This is a genomic window from Neisseria sicca 4320 (assembly GCF_000193735.1).
Taxonomy (GTDB): Bacteria; Pseudomonadota; Gammaproteobacteria; order Burkholderiales; family Neisseriaceae; genus Neisseria; species Neisseria sicca_E.
This window is the reverse complement of record NZ_AEPF01000138.1, coordinates 1-16,660: the sequence shown is the minus strand read 5'-3', so window position 1 is coordinate 16,660 and position 16,660 is coordinate 1. Positions and strand designations below refer to the sequence as shown.

18 protein-coding genes and 1 pseudogene are annotated in these 16,660 nt (G+C 52.9%); 5 read left to right on the top strand and 14 right to left on the bottom strand.

Annotated features, from left to right (window positions below; genetic code table 11):
* From NSCA4_RS0111270 to dut, 3 genes and pseudogenes are all read right to left on the bottom strand, one after another.
* A pseudogene (locus NSCA4_RS0111270) lies at window positions 1–397 on the bottom strand (hypothetical protein); the annotation flags it as partial.
* Window positions 398–518: 121 nt separating this feature from the next.
* Entirely contained in the window at window positions 519–1,910 is a 1,392-nt protein-coding gene (locus tag NSCA4_RS0111265; protein WP_016688214.1) for a nucleobase:cation symporter-2 family protein, read from the bottom strand.
* Window positions 1,911–2,076: 166 nt separating this feature from the next.
* Window positions 2,077–2,529 carry a dUTP diphosphatase gene (gene dut / locus NSCA4_RS0111260; RefSeq protein ID WP_016688213.1) on the bottom strand — a complete coding sequence of 151 codons (453 nt, stop codon included), beginning with the start codon at window positions 2,527–2,529 and terminating at the stop codon, window positions 2,077–2,079.
* Window positions 2,530–2,652: 123 nt separating this feature from the next.
* Here dut and pdxH point away from each other — a divergent pair, with 123 nt between their 5' ends.
* The 5 genes from pdxH to dapC all read left to right on the top strand — a co-directional run bounded on the left by pdxH (window position 2,653) and on the right by dapC (window position 8,427).
* Window positions 2,653–3,285: a pyridoxamine 5'-phosphate oxidase gene (pdxH, locus tag NSCA4_RS0111255; protein ID WP_003743995.1), complete on the top strand. Its 633-nt coding sequence runs from the start codon at window positions 2,653–2,655 to the stop codon at window positions 3,283–3,285.
* A 206-nt stretch (window positions 3,286–3,491) separates the two neighbouring features.
* The gene (locus NSCA4_RS0111245; RefSeq protein ID WP_016688211.1) at window positions 3,492–4,541 is read left to right on the top strand and encodes a pseudouridine synthase; all 1,050 of its coding nucleotides are present in this window, start codon (window positions 3,492–3,494) and stop codon (window positions 4,539–4,541) included.
* 74 nt (window positions 4,542–4,615) lie between these two features.
* Window positions 4,616–5,542, top strand: coding sequence for an aldose 1-epimerase (locus NSCA4_RS0111240; protein WP_016688210.1), 927 nt, complete (start codon window positions 4,616–4,618; stop codon window positions 5,540–5,542).
* A 321-nt stretch (window positions 5,543–5,863) separates the two neighbouring features.
* A complete protein-coding gene (locus tag NSCA4_RS0111235) occupies window positions 5,864–7,033 on the top strand; it encodes an NAD(P)H-dependent flavin oxidoreductase (protein WP_016688209.1) in 1,170 nt (389 codons plus the stop codon).
* Between the two features lie 206 nt (window positions 7,034–7,239).
* Window positions 7,240–8,427 carry a succinyldiaminopimelate transaminase gene (gene dapC, locus NSCA4_RS0111230; RefSeq protein ID WP_016688208.1) on the top strand — a complete coding sequence of 396 codons (1,188 nt, stop codon included), beginning with the start codon at window positions 7,240–7,242 and terminating at the stop codon, window positions 8,425–8,427.
* Window positions 8,428–8,508: 81 nt separating this feature from the next.
* Here dapC and rfaD read toward each other — a convergent pair whose 3' ends face one another.
* The 11 genes from rfaD to NSCA4_RS0111175 all read right to left on the bottom strand — a co-directional run.
* Window positions 8,509–9,513, bottom strand: coding sequence for an ADP-glyceromanno-heptose 6-epimerase (rfaD, locus tag NSCA4_RS0111225; protein ID WP_016688207.1), 1,005 nt, complete (start codon window positions 9,511–9,513; stop codon window positions 8,509–8,511).
* Window positions 9,514–9,601: 88 nt separating this feature from the next.
* The gene (gene hldA / locus NSCA4_RS13210; protein WP_016688206.1) at window positions 9,602–10,564 is read right to left on the bottom strand and encodes an ADP-heptose synthase; all 963 of its coding nucleotides are present in this window, start codon (window positions 10,562–10,564) and stop codon (window positions 9,602–9,604) included.
* A 44-nt stretch (window positions 10,565–10,608) separates the two neighbouring features.
* Window positions 10,609–11,259 carry an NAD(P)H-binding protein gene (locus tag NSCA4_RS0111215; protein ID WP_016688205.1) on the bottom strand — a complete coding sequence of 217 codons (651 nt, stop codon included), beginning with the start codon at window positions 11,257–11,259 and terminating at the stop codon, window positions 10,609–10,611.
* Window positions 11,260–11,272: 13 nt separating this feature from the next.
* Entirely contained in the window at window positions 11,273–12,004 is a 732-nt protein-coding gene (gene pyrF, locus NSCA4_RS0111210) for an orotidine-5'-phosphate decarboxylase (RefSeq protein ID WP_016688204.1), read from the bottom strand.
* A gap of 523 nt (window positions 12,005–12,527) precedes the next feature.
* Entirely contained in the window at window positions 12,528–13,175 is a 648-nt protein-coding gene (adk, locus tag NSCA4_RS0111205; RefSeq protein ID WP_016688203.1) for an adenylate kinase, read from the bottom strand.
* Between the two features lie 82 nt (window positions 13,176–13,257).
* The gene (locus tag NSCA4_RS0111200) at window positions 13,258–13,776 is read right to left on the bottom strand and encodes a hypothetical protein (protein ID WP_016688202.1); all 519 of its coding nucleotides are present in this window, start codon (window positions 13,774–13,776) and stop codon (window positions 13,258–13,260) included.
* A gap of 10 nt (window positions 13,777–13,786) precedes the next feature.
* Complete coding sequence (kdsB, locus tag NSCA4_RS0111195) at window positions 13,787–14,548, bottom strand: 3-deoxy-manno-octulosonate cytidylyltransferase (RefSeq protein WP_016688201.1); 762 nt, start codon at window positions 14,546–14,548, stop codon at window positions 13,787–13,789.
* Window positions 14,545–14,727, bottom strand: a complete 183-nt coding sequence (locus NSCA4_RS0111190) for a Trm112 family protein (RefSeq protein ID WP_002221286.1) — start codon at window positions 14,725–14,727, stop codon at window positions 14,545–14,547. The genes kdsB and NSCA4_RS0111190 overlap by 4 nt, the downstream gene beginning before the upstream one ends.
* Window positions 14,728–14,821: 94 nt before the next feature.
* Complete coding sequence (locus NSCA4_RS0111185) at window positions 14,822–15,397, bottom strand: DUF2059 domain-containing protein (RefSeq protein ID WP_016688200.1); 576 nt, start codon at window positions 15,395–15,397, stop codon at window positions 14,822–14,824.
* Window positions 15,398–15,446: 49 nt separating this feature from the next.
* Window positions 15,447–16,127, bottom strand: coding sequence for a DUF2059 domain-containing protein (locus NSCA4_RS0111180; RefSeq protein ID WP_255265315.1), 681 nt, complete (start codon window positions 16,125–16,127; stop codon window positions 15,447–15,449).
* A gap of 49 nt (window positions 16,128–16,176) precedes the next feature.
* Window positions 16,177–16,660 (bottom strand): tetraacyldisaccharide 4'-kinase (locus tag NSCA4_RS0111175; protein ID WP_016688198.1); only part of this gene is annotated, 484 nt, incomplete at its 5' end.

Genomic DNA, 16,660 nt, shown 5'->3' with positions numbered 1-16,660 from the left:
CCCTGCTGAATGTAACTCCGTTATTCCTTGCCTTTAATAGCGAGATTCTTTTTTCCTTGTCAAAGATATAATCCCCCATCTCGATAGCGGGCATCATATACAACTGACACGATTTCTCCGTGGGGCATCTGTCCTTCCATGCACCGTCAGACGTATCTTCAAAGTACTGCCCCGACGACTCATGCGCGAAATAGCTGACCAAAGCCCGTCTCAGCAACTCTTCCTTACTTAACTTTCTGCCCTCATCCACGCAAATCCCCTGCAGGTTCTGTTCTATGGTTTTGTTGCTGAGGATTTCAAAGGGGGAAAAGAAGATACGGTAATTGCTGAAAAAATAAATTGAGAACAAGATAACTGAAGTTAAAATCGCCAAAATTATTTTCTTGTTTTTAATCATATAATTACCTGCTTTTAAAGTTTTCGGATTATTACACGAATGTCATATTTATGTAATAGGATTATCAAAAAGGTCGTCTGAAAATCAAATTTCAGACGACCTTTTTATTTACGCTTGAAGCTTAATGCTCCAGCCCCTCGGTATCGATTTTGACGACTTTGTCGGTTTTATCCTCCGGCAAAAGCAGGTTCAGGATAACTGCCGTGATGCCGCCGGCGGAAATGGAGTTTTGGAACAAGACAGGCAGGTTTTTAAACACTTCCGGCTCAAACGCCACGCCCAAGCCTAAACCGACCGACGTTGCCGCAATCACCGCCTCGCGCCTACGGATGCCGTGGCTGACCAAAATCCGCACGCCCGCAATCGCAATCAGACCGAACATCAAAACCATCGCACCGCCAAGAACCGGACTCGGAATCGTCGTAAACGCGCGACCGACCACGGGGAACAAACCCAGCAACACCAAAATCACGGCAATATATTTGCCCACATGACGAGAAGCCACGCCGGTCATCTGAATCACGCCGTTGTTTTGTGCGAAAGTAGTCAACGGCAACGAACCCAAAGCCGTCGCAATTACCGATACCAAACCGTCCGCCAACACGCCGCCGCGCAGGCGTTTGGTGTATTCCTCGCCTTCAATCGGCTGGTCGGACACCATTGCCGTCGCAGTCAAATCGCCGACCGCCTCAAACACGCTCAACAAGAAAATCGCGCCCGCCACAATAAATGCGTGCCAGTCGAAAGCAAAACCGTATTTAAACGGTACGGGCAGCGTAACCAGCGGCAGATTTTGCAGTGCGGAAAAATCCACCTTGCCCAAAAACAGCGCGACAATATAGCCGACAATCAATCCGACCGCGATGCCGCTCATGCGCAACAGCGGATTTTTCATGCAGTTGAAGATCAACACGATCAACAACACCAGCGACGCCAGCCCCAAGTTTTCCATCGAGCCGAACGTGCCGTCCGCCTTCGCGCCGAAGCCGCCGCCGAAATCGGTAATACCGACGTGTACCAAACTCAGACCAATCAGCATCACAACCACGCCGCTGACCGTAGGCGTAATCACTTTTTTCAAATACGGCAAAAGCCATGCCGAGAAACACACCAAAAACGCGCCGACAAACGAAACGCCCAGCAGCGTCGAAATCATCGCATCCTTAGTCAAACCGCCCTCTTTCATACCTGCGCCCAGCGCAATCATGACGGTAACGAACGAGAAATTCACCGACTGGATAGACAGCATCCCCGAACCGACCGGCCCGAAGCGGTTGACCTGCAAATAAGTGCCGACACCCGACGCGACCATCGCCATCGACACGAGATACGCCGTCATCTCCACCGGCAATTCCAGCGCGCCGCCCACAATCAGCGCGGGCGTAATCATCGGCACAAAAATCGCCAGAAGATGCGTGATCGCGCTTAATAAGGCATTTCCGAATGGCGGTTTGTCTTCCAAACCGTACACCAAATCAGGCGAATCCGCCTGTTTTTTCATTGTTTCAGCCATCGCAGTCTTTCTATCCGTTGTCAAACGTTAAAAAATTTTAAGAAACGAAATTGTAACCAATACTGCACGTTCTATCAATTTCAGCCTGTAGTACAAATACGGCAAAAGGTCGTCTGAAAACCGGCATCGCAAGTTTTCAGACGACCTTTGTATGTGAACAGACGGTTTAGGCTTTGCCCGTGCTGCCGAAGCCGCCTTCACCGCGTTCGCTGGCAGCAAATTCTTCCACGACTTTAAACGATGCTTGAACGACGGGAACGATGACCATTTGCGCGATGCGTTCCATCGGCTCGATGGTAAACGCCTCTTTGCCCCTGTTCCACACGGAGACTTTGAGTTCGCCCTGATAGTCCGAGTCGATCAGTCCGACCAAGTTGCCCAAGACGATGCCGTGTTTGTGTCCCAGACCGGAACGCGGCAACAAGACGGCGGCGTAGTCGGGATTGGCAAGATGCACCGCCAGTCCGGTCGGAACGAGATAAGTGTCGCCCGGTTGCAGGGTCACGGCTTCGTCCAAACAGGCGCGCAGGTCCAGTCCGGCGGAACCCGGCGTGGCGTAGGCGGGCAGTTTGTCCGCCATTTTCGGATTGAGGACTTTCAGTTCGACTTCGGTTTGCATGATTTTTTTCCGTTTCATTTGATTTGACGCGGATTATACACATATTCCCCTTCCCTATCGTTGGAGTCGTCTGAAAAAACGGGGTATGATTCACTCAACCAAACGTGAATATCAGAGGACATCATGGATTTGCACAATATCCGCGAAGATTACAGCAAGCGCGAACTGTCGGAATCGGAATGCCATGCCGACCCGATTGTCCAGTTCGAGCAATGGCTGAACGAGGCGATTCATTCGCAAGTCAACGAGCCGACCGCCGTCAACGTCGCTTCCGTGGGCGAAGATGGAAGACCGAACAGCCGCATGGTGCTGCTGAAAGAAGTCAATCCGCAGGGATTTGTTTTTTTCAGCAATTACTTAAGCCGCAAAGGACGCTCGTTTGACGCGCATCCGTTTGCAGCCATGACGTTTTTCTGGCCGGAACTGGAGCGGCAGGTGCGCGTTGAAGGGCGCATCGAAAAACTGGATGCCGCTGCTTCGGACGAATATTTCGACAGCCGCCCCTACACCAGCCGCATCGGCGCATGGGCAAGCGCACAAAGCGAAGTGTTGTCGAGCAAGGCGATGTTGGTCGCCAAAGCCGCTGCCGTAGGCGCGAAACACCCGCTGCACGTCCCGCGCCCGCCGCATTGGGGCGGCTATCTCGTCATCCCAGACCGCATCGAATTCTGGCAGGGCCGCCCCAGCCGCCTGCACGACCGCATCCAATACCGCTTGGTTGACGGTAACTGGATACGCGAGCGGCTGTCGCCTTAAACTTCCCACAGCTTCAAGCCGATAGGGTAAAATCCCGACTCCAGCAAAAGGTCGTCTGAAATATAAAAACGTTTTAACAAAACTCGTTTCATTCGTTTCAGAGTGCGCAGCCTCCTGGCGGGACGGCCTTTTATCCGTAACTTATCCTGCCGCCACCGCCGCAGAAGAACCGTTCCGATCATCAGGAAACGCGTTAGGAGAACCCCATGTCCAAGCAACCCACCAGCAAACGCCAATGGCGCGACGGCGCAGCCCCGTCTGCCAAGAAAACCGTCAAACCTTTCAAAAGCAAAGCCCGTCCCAAAGACGAAACGCGCAAAACCGCTTCCCAACCTTACGGACAAAAAGTTTCAGACGACCTCAAGCCGCAAAACGCTCCCAAACAGCGTGCCGCCAAAGCCAGAAAACTCGTCGTCCGCAATCCCAACCAAAAAATCATGGAACGCGCGCGCGATTTGAAAGAACGCCGCAGCGACCTGTCGCGCATGGAACCCGAACGCCTGCAAAAAGTGCTTGCCGCGTCCGGCGTCGGCTCCCGCCGCGAAATGGAAGAATGGATCAACAACGGCTGGGTAACGGTCAACGGCAAAACCGCGCAACTGGGCGACAAAGTCACCCCCGACGACCACGTTACCGTCAAAGGCAGCATCATCAAGCTCAAATGGGCAGACCGCCTGCCGCGCATCATCCTGTATTACAAACAAGAAGGCGAAATCGTTTCCCGCGACGACCCGCAAGGCCGCGTCAGCATCTTCGACCGCCTGCCGCAAGCCGCCAGCAGCCGCTGGGTCGCCATCGGACGCTTGGACATCAACACCAGCGGCCTGCTCATCCTGACCACCTCCGGCGAACTCGTCCAACGTTTCGCCCACCCCAGCTTCGAAGTCGAACGCGAATACGCCGTACGCGTACTGGGCGGGCTGACCACCGAACAAATGCGCAGCCTCACCGAAGAAGGCGTGATGCTCGAAGACGGCTTGGCAAAAGTCGAACGCATCTACGAACAAGGCGGCGAAGGCGCAAACAAATGGTACAACGTCGTGATTAAAGAAGGCCGCAACCGCGAAGTGCGCCGCATATTCGAAAGCCAAGGCCTCACCGTCAGCCGCCTCGTGCGCGTCGGCTTCGGTCCCATCGGCCTGCCCAACCGCCTCAAACGCGGACAGTTCTACGAACTCAACCCCGCCGAAGTCGCCAACATCATCAAATGGGCAGACATCCTGCTGCCGGGCGAACGCCGCCGGAAGAAATCCTGACCGCAAAGGTCGTCTGAAAACTTTTCAGACGACCTTTTATACACCCTGCCCCAACCCCAATCGGGAGCCGCCTCATGTTCACACTCAAAACCGACAACGACCGCCTGCTGCTCGCCTCCCCCGATTTGCGCGCGGAAATTTATCTTTACGGCGGACTGCTCAACCGCTACGAAATCCGCCGCCCCGACGGTACATGGTTCAACATCGTCAAAGCCTACGATACCCCGCAACACGCCCGCGAGAGCCTGACCGAATGGTTCCGCAGCGGCAAACTCAGCCCGTACGCCTGCCGCCTGCGCCACGGCAAATACAGCTTTGACGGCAAAGCGTATCAGTGCGGCAAATTCAAACTCGCCGAACACGCGGCACACGGCTTGATGTATGACCGCGAGTTCGCCCTCGTCAACAGCCATGCCGACAACCAATCCGCCGAAGTCGAAATCCGCGCAGATTACGCACAAGACGACAGCGGCTATCACTTTCCCTTCAGCCTGACCGTCCACTACCGCCTCAGCGCAGACGGCTTAAGCATCCGCTCCACCGTCCGCAACCAAGGCATGACCGCCATGCCGCTCGCAGACGGCTGGCACCCCTATTTCACGCTCGGAGGCACAACCGACGACTGGTCACTGGAAATCGACAGCAGCAAACGCCTGGGCTTCGATGCCGATTTGGTTCCCGACGGCAGCATGATTGACGACGCCCGTTTTCAGACGACCTCAAGCCTGGCAGGCATCGAATTGGACAACAGCTTTGTCTTGGCACGCAGCAAACCCGCCGCCTGCAAGCTTTCCGGCAACGGGCTGACCCTGAGCATCTACCCCGACACCTCCTATCCCTACCTGCAAATCTTCACCCCATCGACACGCGACACCATCGCCATCGAAAACCTCAGCGGCGCCCCCGACTGCTTCAACAACGGTTTAGGGTTAATCAAGCTGGACGCGGGAGAAGAAGCCGCATTTGAAACGCGCTACCATATAGCAGCCAACCGTCCATAAACAACCCGAATCTTTACCGGCAAAGCATAGGTCGTCTGAAAAAGCCCAATCAGGTTTTCAGACGACCTTTTTGATTTTTAAACGACACATTCGTCCTAAAAATACCGCTGCACACTATTGACAATCAAAACAATAATTTCTTAATTAACAATATATTAAGATTATTTTAACAAAGAAACTGTATTAAAACTCTAATTTCCCATTTGATTAGAGTATAATTCCTAAAATCTTAAAACAGGTATCATTTAGCCGATAAAAGCAACCTCGATACAGATACCCGTCTATTAAAAACACCACCCGCAACCATCAAGGAACCCATACATGCAAAGCAACTTCGACCCATTGCTCATTCGAGGCAAATCATTGATTCCCGTCGTTCAAGGCGGAATGGGCGTGGGCGTTTCCGCATCGAAACTCTCCAGCGCAGTCGCCCGTGAAAACGGTGTTGGCACGATTGCCAGCGTCGATTTGCGCCACCTGCATGACGACCTGCTCGCCGAATCCAAAATCAATCCGAGTGAAGAAAAATACACCCGACTCAACTGTACCGCGCTTGACCGCGAAATCCAAAAAGCCAAAGCCGACGCAAACGGCAAAGGTATGATCGCCGTCAACGTCATGAAGGCCGTCAAAGACCACGCCGCCTATGTCCGCCAAGCCTGCGAATCGGGTGCGGACGCGATTGTGATGGGTGCGGGATTGCCGCTGGATTTGCCCGAAATGACTGAGGGTTATCACAAAGATGTCGCCCTGTTCCCGATTTTGTCCGAATCGCGCGGTATCGGTATCGTATTGAAACGCTGGATGAAAAAAGGTGTTTTGCCCGATGCCATCGTTATCGAACATCCCGCACACGCTGCCGGACACTTAGGCGCGGCAAGCGTGGCAGGTGTGAACGATGCCAAGTTTGAATTCAAACGCGTCATCGAAGAAACTTTTGAAGTATTCAAGAACTTAGGCCTTGAAAGCGAAAAAATCCCACTCATCCTTGCCGGCGGCATGGCGAACTTTGAAAAAGTCAAAACTGCCCTGAAAAACTGGGGCGCGTCTGCCGTCCAAATCGGTACGGCGTTTGCGGTTACCGAAGAAGGCGATGCCCACATCAACTTCAAAAAAACACTGGCAGGCGCAGAAACCGAGCATGTTGTCGAATTTATGTCCGTCGCCGGATTGCCCGCACGCGGTGTGCGTACCAAATTCCTAGACAGCTACATCAAGCGCGAATCCAAGCTGCAAGCCAATGCCAAAGCCGACCCGCGCCGCTGTACGCAAGGCTTGAACTGCCTGACCAGCTGCGGACTGCGCGACGGTTTGGCAAAAGCCGGACAATTCTGCATCGACATCCAACTCTCTGCCGCCTTCCGTGGCGAAGTCGATAAAGGCCTGTTTTTCCGCGGTAAAGACCCGCTGCCATTTGGCAATGCTATCCGCACGGTGCAGGAAACCATTCAATATCTGCTTAACGGCGCTCTCCCCGCAGCAGCCAAATAATTCATATCCGCAGATTTGCACAACAAAAAAGGGCATATTCAATATGCTCTTTTTTATCGCTGGCAAATCATGTTCCTCTCCAAAGGTCGTCCGAAAACAGTTTTCAGACGACCTTCATCCTGCCTCCCTTTCTATGGGATACATTGTCAACAAAATCCGCATAAAAAATGCTAAGATGGCCGTCTCGATAGACATCTGGAACACCCATGAACCCACTACTCGACCAACTCCAACCCTATCCATTCGCCCGCCTGCGCGAAGCCATGCAGGGCGTTAACCATCCCGAAGGCGTTACTCCTGTTCCCCTGCACATCGGCGAACCGAAACATCCTACGCCCGAAGTCATTACCTCCGCACTGACCGCCTCGCTGCACGAACTGGAAAAATACCCCCTGACCGCAGGTCTGCCCGAATTACGCCAAGCCTGTGCCGACTGGTTGCAACGCCGTTACGACGGGTTGACCGTCAATCCCGATACAGAAGTTCTGCCCGTACTCGGCAGCCGCGAAGCCTTGTTTTCCTTCGTTCAAGCTGTCTTAAATCCCGTTTCAGACGACCTCAAACCCGTCGTCCTCAGTCCCAATCCGTTCTACCAAATCTACGAAGGTGCAGCCATTCTCGGCGGCGGCGAAATCCGTTTCGCCAACTGTCCCGCCCCGTCCTTCAAGCCCGATTGGAAAAGCATCGCCGAAGACGTATGGCAACGCACTAAAGTCATGTTCGTCTGCTCGCCCAACAATCCCAGCGGCAGCGTCCTGCAAGTGGAAGACTGGCAAGAAATCTTTGATCTGCAAGACAAATACGGTTTCATCATCGCTTCCGACGAATGCTATTCCGAAATCTATTTCGACGGCAACAAACCCATAGGCGGCTTACAGGCAGCAGCACAATTAGGGCGCAGCAACCGCAATATCGTCATGTTCACCAGCCTCTCCAAACGCTCCAACGTCCCCGGACTGCGCTCCGGTTTTGTCGCAGGCGATGCCGAATTGCTTAAAAACTTCCTGCTCTACCGCACCTACCACGGCAGCGCAATGAGCATCCCCGTCCAACGCGCCAGCATCGCCGCATGGAACGACGAAGAACACGTCATCGCCAACCGCCGCCTGTATCAGGAAAAATTCGACCGCGTCATCCCTATTTTGCAGCAGGTATTCGATGTCAAACTGCCCGACGCATCGTTCTACATCTGGCTGAAAGTCCCCGATGGCAACGACTTGGCATTCGCCAAAAACCTCTGGCAAAAAGCCGCCATCCAAGTCCTACCCGGTCGCTTTCTCGCCCGCGATACCGAATGGGGCAACCCTGGCGAAGGCTACGTCCGCATTGCCTTGGTCGCCGATGTCGACAGCTGCGTCAAAGCCGCCGAAACCATCGTTTCCCTGTATCGCTGAATAAGGTAGCGGTTCAATAAAAGGTCGTCTGAAAACTTCAAATCCGAGTTTTCAGACGACCTTTTTTATGGGCATTTCAAATTAAGCCAAATTTTCCAGCATCCATTTGACGTAGCGCTCGACACCTGCTTTGACATCCAAAAATTCCTCCTTGTATCCGGCTTCGCGCAGTTTGGTGATGTCGGCTTGGGTGAAGCTTTGGTATTTGCCTTTGAGCGCGTCGGGGAAGGGGATGTAGCGGATAAGTTCTTCTTCTACCAGCTCTTTCAAGCTCATTTCAGGTTTGCCTTCGGCTGCGCGGCAGGCGTTGACGGTGGCGGCGGCGAGTTCGTTGAACTGTTGGCTGCGGCCGGTGCCGAGGTTGTAGATGCCGGAGAGGTTTGGGTGGTCGAAGAAGTAGAGGTTGACTTTGGCGACGTCTTCGACGCTGACGAAGTCGCGGGTTTGTTCGCCGTTGCCGTAGCCGTCGTTGGCGCCGAACAGGTTGACGTAACCATTTTCGCGGTATTGGTTGAAATGGTGGAAGGCGACGGATGCCATGCGGCCTTTGTGTTGTTCGTGTTGTCCGTAAACGTTGAAGTAGCGGAAGCCGACGACTTGAGCGGTCAGGCCTTCTTCCATGCGGCGGCGCAATACTTGGTCAAATAGGAATTTGGAGTAGCCGTAGACGTTGAGCGGTTTTTCGAGTTCGCGCTCTTCGCGGAAGATTTCGCCTTTGCCGTACACGGCAGCGCTGGAGGCGTAGAGAAAGGGGATGCGTTCGTCCTGACACCAGTCTAGGAGGTCGAGCGTATACTGGTAGTTGTTGTCCATCATGTAGAGACCGTCGTGGTTCATGGTGTCGGAACACGCGCCTTGGTGGAAGACGGCTTCGATGTCTCCGTAAGGCAGAAGATGGCCGCGCACTTGGCGGATGAATTCGTTTTTGTCGAGGTAGTGGGCGATTTCACACTCGGCAAGGTTTTTGAATTTTTCGCCGCGGGTCAGGTTGTCAACGGCGACGATGTCGGTAATGCCGCGTTGGTTGAGGGCTTTGATGATGTTGCTGCCGATAAAGCCGGCCGCGCCTGTTACGATGATGGTCATATTGGGTTTCCTTTGATTTTTGGTTTTAGCGAAACTCGTTGCATTCGTTTCAGACGACCTTGGAAAGATGGGGCGTCTGAAAAAGGGATTATTGCCCTTCCAATGCTTTGTTCAACTCTGCAAACGAGCAAACCGCTGTGCCGAGTTTGGCGACGACGACACCGGCGGCGGTATTGGCAAGGTGCATGGCTTCGGGCATGGTGTAGCCTGCCGCCAGCCCCAAGCCCACTCCGGCAATGACGGTGTCGCCTGCGCCGGATACGTCGTAAACTTCTTGGGCGCGGGTGGGCTGGTAAATGGGTTCGCCTTCGCTGAACAGGGTCATGCCCTCTTCGCTTCGGGTCAGTAAAACGGCGGTCAGGTCGAGGTGGCGGCGCAGGTTTTGCGCTTTTTCGGTCAGCTCGCTTTCGTTTTTCCAACTGCCGACCACTTCTTTCAATTCGGCGCAGTTGGGCGTAATCAGCGTAGCGCCGGCGTATTTTTCGTAATCGTCGCCTTTGGGGTCGATTAATACGGTTTTACCTGCGTGTTTCGCCCAATCTATCATATCGGAGATGTGCGACAGGCCGCCTTTGCCGTAGTCTGAAAAAATGATTGCATCGTATTCGGGCAAGATTTCACGGTATTGCTGCTTGATTTGTTCCAACACTTCGCGGTTGGGATGCTCTTCAAAATCAAGGCGGATAAGCTGCTGGTTGCGGGCAACGACGCGCAGTTTGACGGTGGTGGCGATTTGTTTGTCGCGCATCAGATAGGAGGTAACGCCGTCCTGCGCCATCAGCGCGTCGAGTGCGTTGGCGGCTTCGTCGTCGCCGGTTACCGACAACAGCCCTGCTTTGCCGCCCAACGAAGCGATGTTGCGCGCGACGTTCGCCGCTCCGCCCGCCCGCTGGTCGATACGTCCGATTTTCGCCACCGGCACGGGGGCTTCGGGCGAAATACGGGACACGTCGCCAAACCAATAGCGGTCGAGCATCACGTCGCCGACAACCAGGACTTTGGCTTGTGCGAAACGGGATTTGAGGGTTTCTTGTTGGAACTTGGTAACCATACTGGCTCCGTTGTTAAAATTTTCTGCAAAACTGCGTATTCGAATTATCCGTCCGAAAGTCTGAAAATATCTTGAGGTTCATATACCTGCACTGAATGTTCAGACGACCTCAAAGCTGCCTTCAGCATGGCTTTTGCCAATGTCTCAACGGCAAGCAGGCGTTGGTTTTTCAGCAGACCGATGCGGTTGAACCCGTTCAAAATCCGTTCGGCAACCTTTTCGCCCAAGCGGTCGCTGTTCGGACGAATCAGCAATGGCGGACGGAAAATGATAAGGTGCGGAAAGTTCAAAGCAATCAATGCCTGCTCCAATTCGCCTTTCATCCTTGGATAAAACAGGCTCGAAGCAGCATTGGCGCCGGAAGCGGAAACCAAAACCAAGGTATTCACGCCGTTTTCTCGTGCGGCTTTGGCAAACTCAAGATTCGCTTCGTAATCGACAGCCCATTGCGCCTCTTTGCTGCCTGCCGCTTTCAAAGTCGTGCCCAAGCAGGCAAACAACACATCACCCTGCACTTCATCACGCCATGTTTCAATCCGGGCAAAATCAATCTGATGAGCGTACAGCTTTTGATGGGAAAAATCGGGATTTCTGCGTCCGAAGCAGTCGATACGCTCGATTTCTGAATGTGCTGTCAGCAAGGGCAACAGGGATCTGCCTGTTGCGCCGGTTGCCCCGATGACGATGGCTCTCATATTTCAGACGACCTTAAGCGTTCGCCACGCGGTTCACTTCGCGCAATACGGCTACCGGATCGGCGGCTTGGGTAACGGGGCGGCCCATCACCAGATAAGTCGAACCTGCCGTCAATGCCTCGGCGGGCGTCATGATGCGGCGTTGGTCGTCGTTGTTGCCGGCAACGTCCAAACGGATGCCGGGCGTTACCAAGACAAAATCCTGTCCCAATTCGCGGCGCAGCGGCGCGGCTTCTTGGGCGGAGCAGACCACGCCGTCCAAGCCCGAACTTTGCGCCAGTTTCGCCAAGCGGATGACTTGCTCTTCAGGGGCGATGTTCAAACCGATTTCCGCCAAATCGCTTTGTTCCATACTGGTCAACACGGTTACGCCGATTAGGAGCGGCTTCGTGCCGTATCCGGCAACGGCTTCGGCGGCGGCTTCCATCATGCGGCGGCCGCCCGATGCGTGCATATCGACCATCCATACGCCCATGTCGGCGGCGACTTTGCACGCCTGCGCGACGGTGTGGGGAATGTCGTGGTATTTCAAATCGAGAAAGAGTTTGAAACCCTGATGAATCAGGCTTTCCGCCAAACTACGCCCCGTCGCGGTAAACAGCTCTTTGCCGATTTTGATTTGGCACAACGCCGGATCAAGGTTGCGGACGAATCCGAGCGTGTCTTTTTCGTTGGCAAAATCAAGGGCAACAATGACGGGGGTGCGTTGTTGCGGAGTTTGGAAGTCGGTGATTAAAGGATTCATGGTGTTTTCGTTTTGGGTTTTCAGACGACTTTTATCGTCTTTTTCGCAGTATAGCGGATTAACTTTAAACCAGTACGGCGTTGCCTCGCCTTAGCTCAAAGAGAACGATTCTCTAAGGTGCTGAAGCACCAAGTGAATCGGTTCCGTACTATCTGTACTGTCTGCGGCTTCGTCGCCTTGTCCTGATTTTTGTTAATCCACTATAACAACGTAAATTCAAACAGTAGGTCGGGCATTGATGTCCGCCTACGCTGACTCAAGCCCCGACAAACTGTTTCAGATGAATTCGAACCGGTACATCAGCCGTCATTCCCGCGCAGGCGGGAATCCATTGATAAAACTCAGTTCATCAGATTTAAACAGCGATTACCCAAATTCAGAAATGGATTCCCGCCTGCGCGGGAATGACGCCGAATGATTATTTTTCGGTTGCAACACGCTGTTTATCAAAAACAGGTCGTCTGAAAACCTGACTTTCTGTTTTCAGAGTGCGAAGCCTGCCCGTGGGTACGACCTTTTCAATTTATTTGCCCAATGCGCCCAATACTTCGGCTTTCACGGCTTCTACCGGCTGAGTGCCGTCAACCTTGATGTATTTCGGCGCGTGTTCGCCTTCCAGCTTGCTGTAAAAATCGACCAGCACTTCGGTTTGCTCGTGGTAAACGGCAAGGCGTTTTTTGACGGTTTCTTCTTTGTCGTCGTCGCGCTGAATCAAATCTTCGCCGGTTAAGTCGTCTTTGCCTTCGACTTTGGGCGGATTGTAGGTAACGTGGTAGGTGCGGCCGGAAGCCAAGTGAACGCGGCGGCCGCTCATGCGGTCGACAATCACGCTGTCGGGTACGTCGATTTCAACCACGGCATCCAAATCCACGCCTGCTTCAACCATCGCTTCGGCTTGTGCCAGCGTGCGCGGGAAGCCGTCGAACAGGAAACCGTTTTTGCAGTCGTCTTGCGCGATGCGTTCTTTCACCATGCCGATGATGATGTCGTCGCGCACCAAGCCGCCTTCGTCAATGATTTTTTTCGCTTCCAAACCCAGCGGCGTGCCTGCTTTAATCGCAGCGCGGAGCATATCGCCGGTGGAAATTTGCGGAATGCCGAACGCAGCGGTGATGAATTGTGCCTGAGTGCCTTTACCCGCGCCCGGCGCGCCTAACAATAATACTTTCATGGGTGTTCCTTTTTGTTAAGTGATATGGATTTGAAACGTGATTCAAATGATTTTACACGGCTTGCGTTTATCGTTCAAAACTTCAGACGACCTGTTCCGCGCCGAAATGTTTCCATGCGTCATCGCGCATTTCGGCAAACCATGTGTCTTCGGGGAAACGCTCCAATGCGTCTTTCAAAGTGGAAAGCAGGTTTTGCGATAAAGTCTTCGCCAAATATTCTTCCTCGTTGGCTTCCGCCGCCTTGTCCGCCTGTTGCGCCAAACCGCGCGCGCGCGTCTGATGCCCATGTGCCAAGTAGTTAAGCGCAATTACCTTTTGCGCCCAAAGCTGCGGAACCTCGGGATTATCTTGCAGCAATACCGACAAAATCGACACGGCAACCGTCAGCCTGCCGCCGTTCAAACGCAAATCCAGCGAACGGTTGGGCGGCAGCGTACTGAGCGTTTCCGCCATACGGAACCAAAACTCGCCGCTGGCTTCGTCCGGCGCGGCGGCTTTCAACATCTCATAGTTAAACTCTTGATCGTCTTTTTGAACCAGCAGGGCAACATCGGCAAGCAGTTTTTGCTCTTCGCGGCTAAAATGGCGTAAATCGGTCATGTTTTTCCTTTCAGACGACCTCGAAGACGGCCCTGACCCTGTCCAAATCCTCTTGCGTATCCACACCGGCTGCGGGGGCTTCTTTGGTGGTTTCGACGGCAATCGGGTAGCCGTGCCACAGGACGCGCAGTTGTTCTAGTGATTCGATGGTTTCCAGCGGCGAGACGCTCATTTCGGCATAGCGTTGCAGGAAACCGGCGCGGTAGGCGTAGATGCCGATATGGCGCAGGACGGCGGTTTCGGCGGGCAATTCGCGTTTTTCGGCACGCATGGCATCGCGCGGATAGGGAATCGGGGCGCGGCTGAAGTAGATGGCGTTGCGGTTTTTGTCGAGGACGACTTTGACGACATTGGGATTCATAAATTCGTCGAAATCGTGCAATTCGTGCGCCGCGGTCGCCATCTGCACGTTGTTTTCCACCAAGACTTCGGCAGTGCGGTCGATGAGTTCGGGGGCAATCAGCGGCTCGTCGCCCTGTACGTTGACAACCACCAGATGTTGCGGCAGTTTCAGCGCGGCAGCGGCTTCGGCAAGGCGGGTCGTGCCGCTTTCGTGCCGGTTTGAAGTCATAACGACTTCGACGCCGTGCGCCTGACAGGCCGTCTGAATATCGGGATGGTCGGTGGCAACGACGACGCGCGCGGCTTTGCTTTTTGCCGCCTGTTCGGCAACGCGCACGACCATCGGTTTGCCGTGAATATCCGCCAAGGCTTTTCCGGGCAGGCGCGATGAATCCAGCCGCGCCGGAATCAATACAACAAATTCGGTCATGCTTTGAGTTCCTCTTCGCTCAACGCTCGTGCTTCGTTTTCCAGCATATAGGGAATGCCGTCTTTAATCGGGTAAGCCAGCTTCGCCTGACGGCTCCACAATTCCTGTTTGTCCTGATGATATTCCAGCCTGCCTTTGGTAACGGGGCAGACGAGGATGTCTAAGAATTTTTTTTCCATGGGGTTTCTTTCGGGTTTGATGGTTTTAGCGAAGCTCGCTTCGCTCGTTTTGGCGAAACTTGCTTCGCTCGTTTTCAGACGACCTCAAGCGGCATTATTTTTTCCGTGCCGGTTTGTTCGGCTGTTTGGCGCAGGCTTGGGCAGGATTTTTGCCGTCGCACATGATTTGGCGGATTTCACGTCTCAGGTTTGCGCTTTGGTTGGATTGGGTGTATTTATCGGCAAGAATGTCCATCATAGGTTTCACCGTTGCCTCAAGATAGCGCGGCGTTTTGTCCATTATCGATTGACCTACCGCCGTGCTGTAAAAGCCAATCAATGCGTTGACTTCTTCTTGCGTATAAACCGTCTTCATGCCGTCTAAAGTCGCTTTACGCAACTGGGCGCGTACTTGCGGCGTATTGATTTCGGCAACTATACGATTTGCATGATTTTTCAAAGCTGCTTCCAACTGAGGACGTTTGTCTTCCGGCGCATCTTTCAAAAATTTCTGTACATTCGGATCGGAAAGCACAATGCCCTCCATGCTTTGGAAAGACTGGTCTAACAGGGCATCCATCTTCTGCACTTCAAACAGACGCTCCAGCGACGCATCGCTGGGCGGGGCGGCAAATGCGTTGGCGCACAATGCAAAGGTGGCGAGGGGCAATAATAAGGTTTTCAGTTTCATCATTCTTTTCCTTTCAACAAAAAATAAATATTTTCAGACGTCCGAAGCGTTATTTGAAAAATTTCGGTAAAAATTTATTGCCTTTGCTCAAAAGACGATGTGCCTGTTCCTCAAAAGCAGGCGTATATCTATCGCTTGCACTGCTGAAATTATCGCTCAAAGTTCTTTGAATAATCTTATCATTCAGTTTATTGAACCGCTCTATTTTTCCAAGCGCAGATTTTCCGGCGCCATCTCCAAATGCTTCGGAAATCTTCTCAATTTCCGAGCGGCTCAAATAATTTCTGATGCTTCCGCCGCGCCGTTGGCGATTTCTCATCTTCTTCAAAATATTTTTCCCTTGGGCTGAAGAGAAAAACCGGTTGATCACATCGACTTCTTCTTGAGTGAATACTTTTTGTACGGCACGTTTTTCTTGATCCAGCCATTCTCTTTCCATCTCAGGATGGGTCAATTCGGCATGCATATCCTCAATATAGCGGCTTATCAATGCCCGCATCTTTCCTTTTTGAGTTAAAGGAGTCATAGACAACAAACGGGCATTGATCTCTTTGTCCACCATCTCCAAAGAGCTTTCTAACTTATCTGCGTAATGGCTCTTTATTCCTTGGATTTCCAGAAATTTACCCGCAGCACTATCACTCGGCCTTGCCCTTTGTTTGGCAACCACATTTTGAGCGCAAGTTAATAAAGCTGCACAAGAAACCAGCAAATATTTCAATTTCATCATTCTCTCCTATTACGTTGTTTGGAACTGTTTTAAAACATCCGGGAAACATCTATAAGCGTTTGGATTCTAACATTTCTGATACAAATGCCGCCAAATCAGGTTCGATTATCGCACAAACGGGCAAAACCCATACATGATTCATATTGAGGTCGTCTGAAAACTTGACCGCATCCTTTTCCGTAATAATCACCGCATCCGCATTGGGCAAATCTGCCGCTGCGATGTCGGCATGGTCGGGCAGCGCGACGGTTTGGTTCAACGTGATGCCCATGTTCCGCAACGAATCGAAAAAACGCTCCGGCTTGGCGATACCTGCCACGGCGGCGACGGTTTGCTTTTTCAGACGACCTGTGTCCAGTGTTTCAGACGGCTGGTTCAAACGGTAAATTTGTCCCGTTTCGATACGGCTGTGGAACATATTTTCAGACGGCGCAAACGATGTATCCGCCTTACCGCCGCTGACAACAACCGCATCTACCGAATCCAGCCGCGACAAAGGTTCGCGCAAACTGCCGTTGGGCAGCAAATCCAAA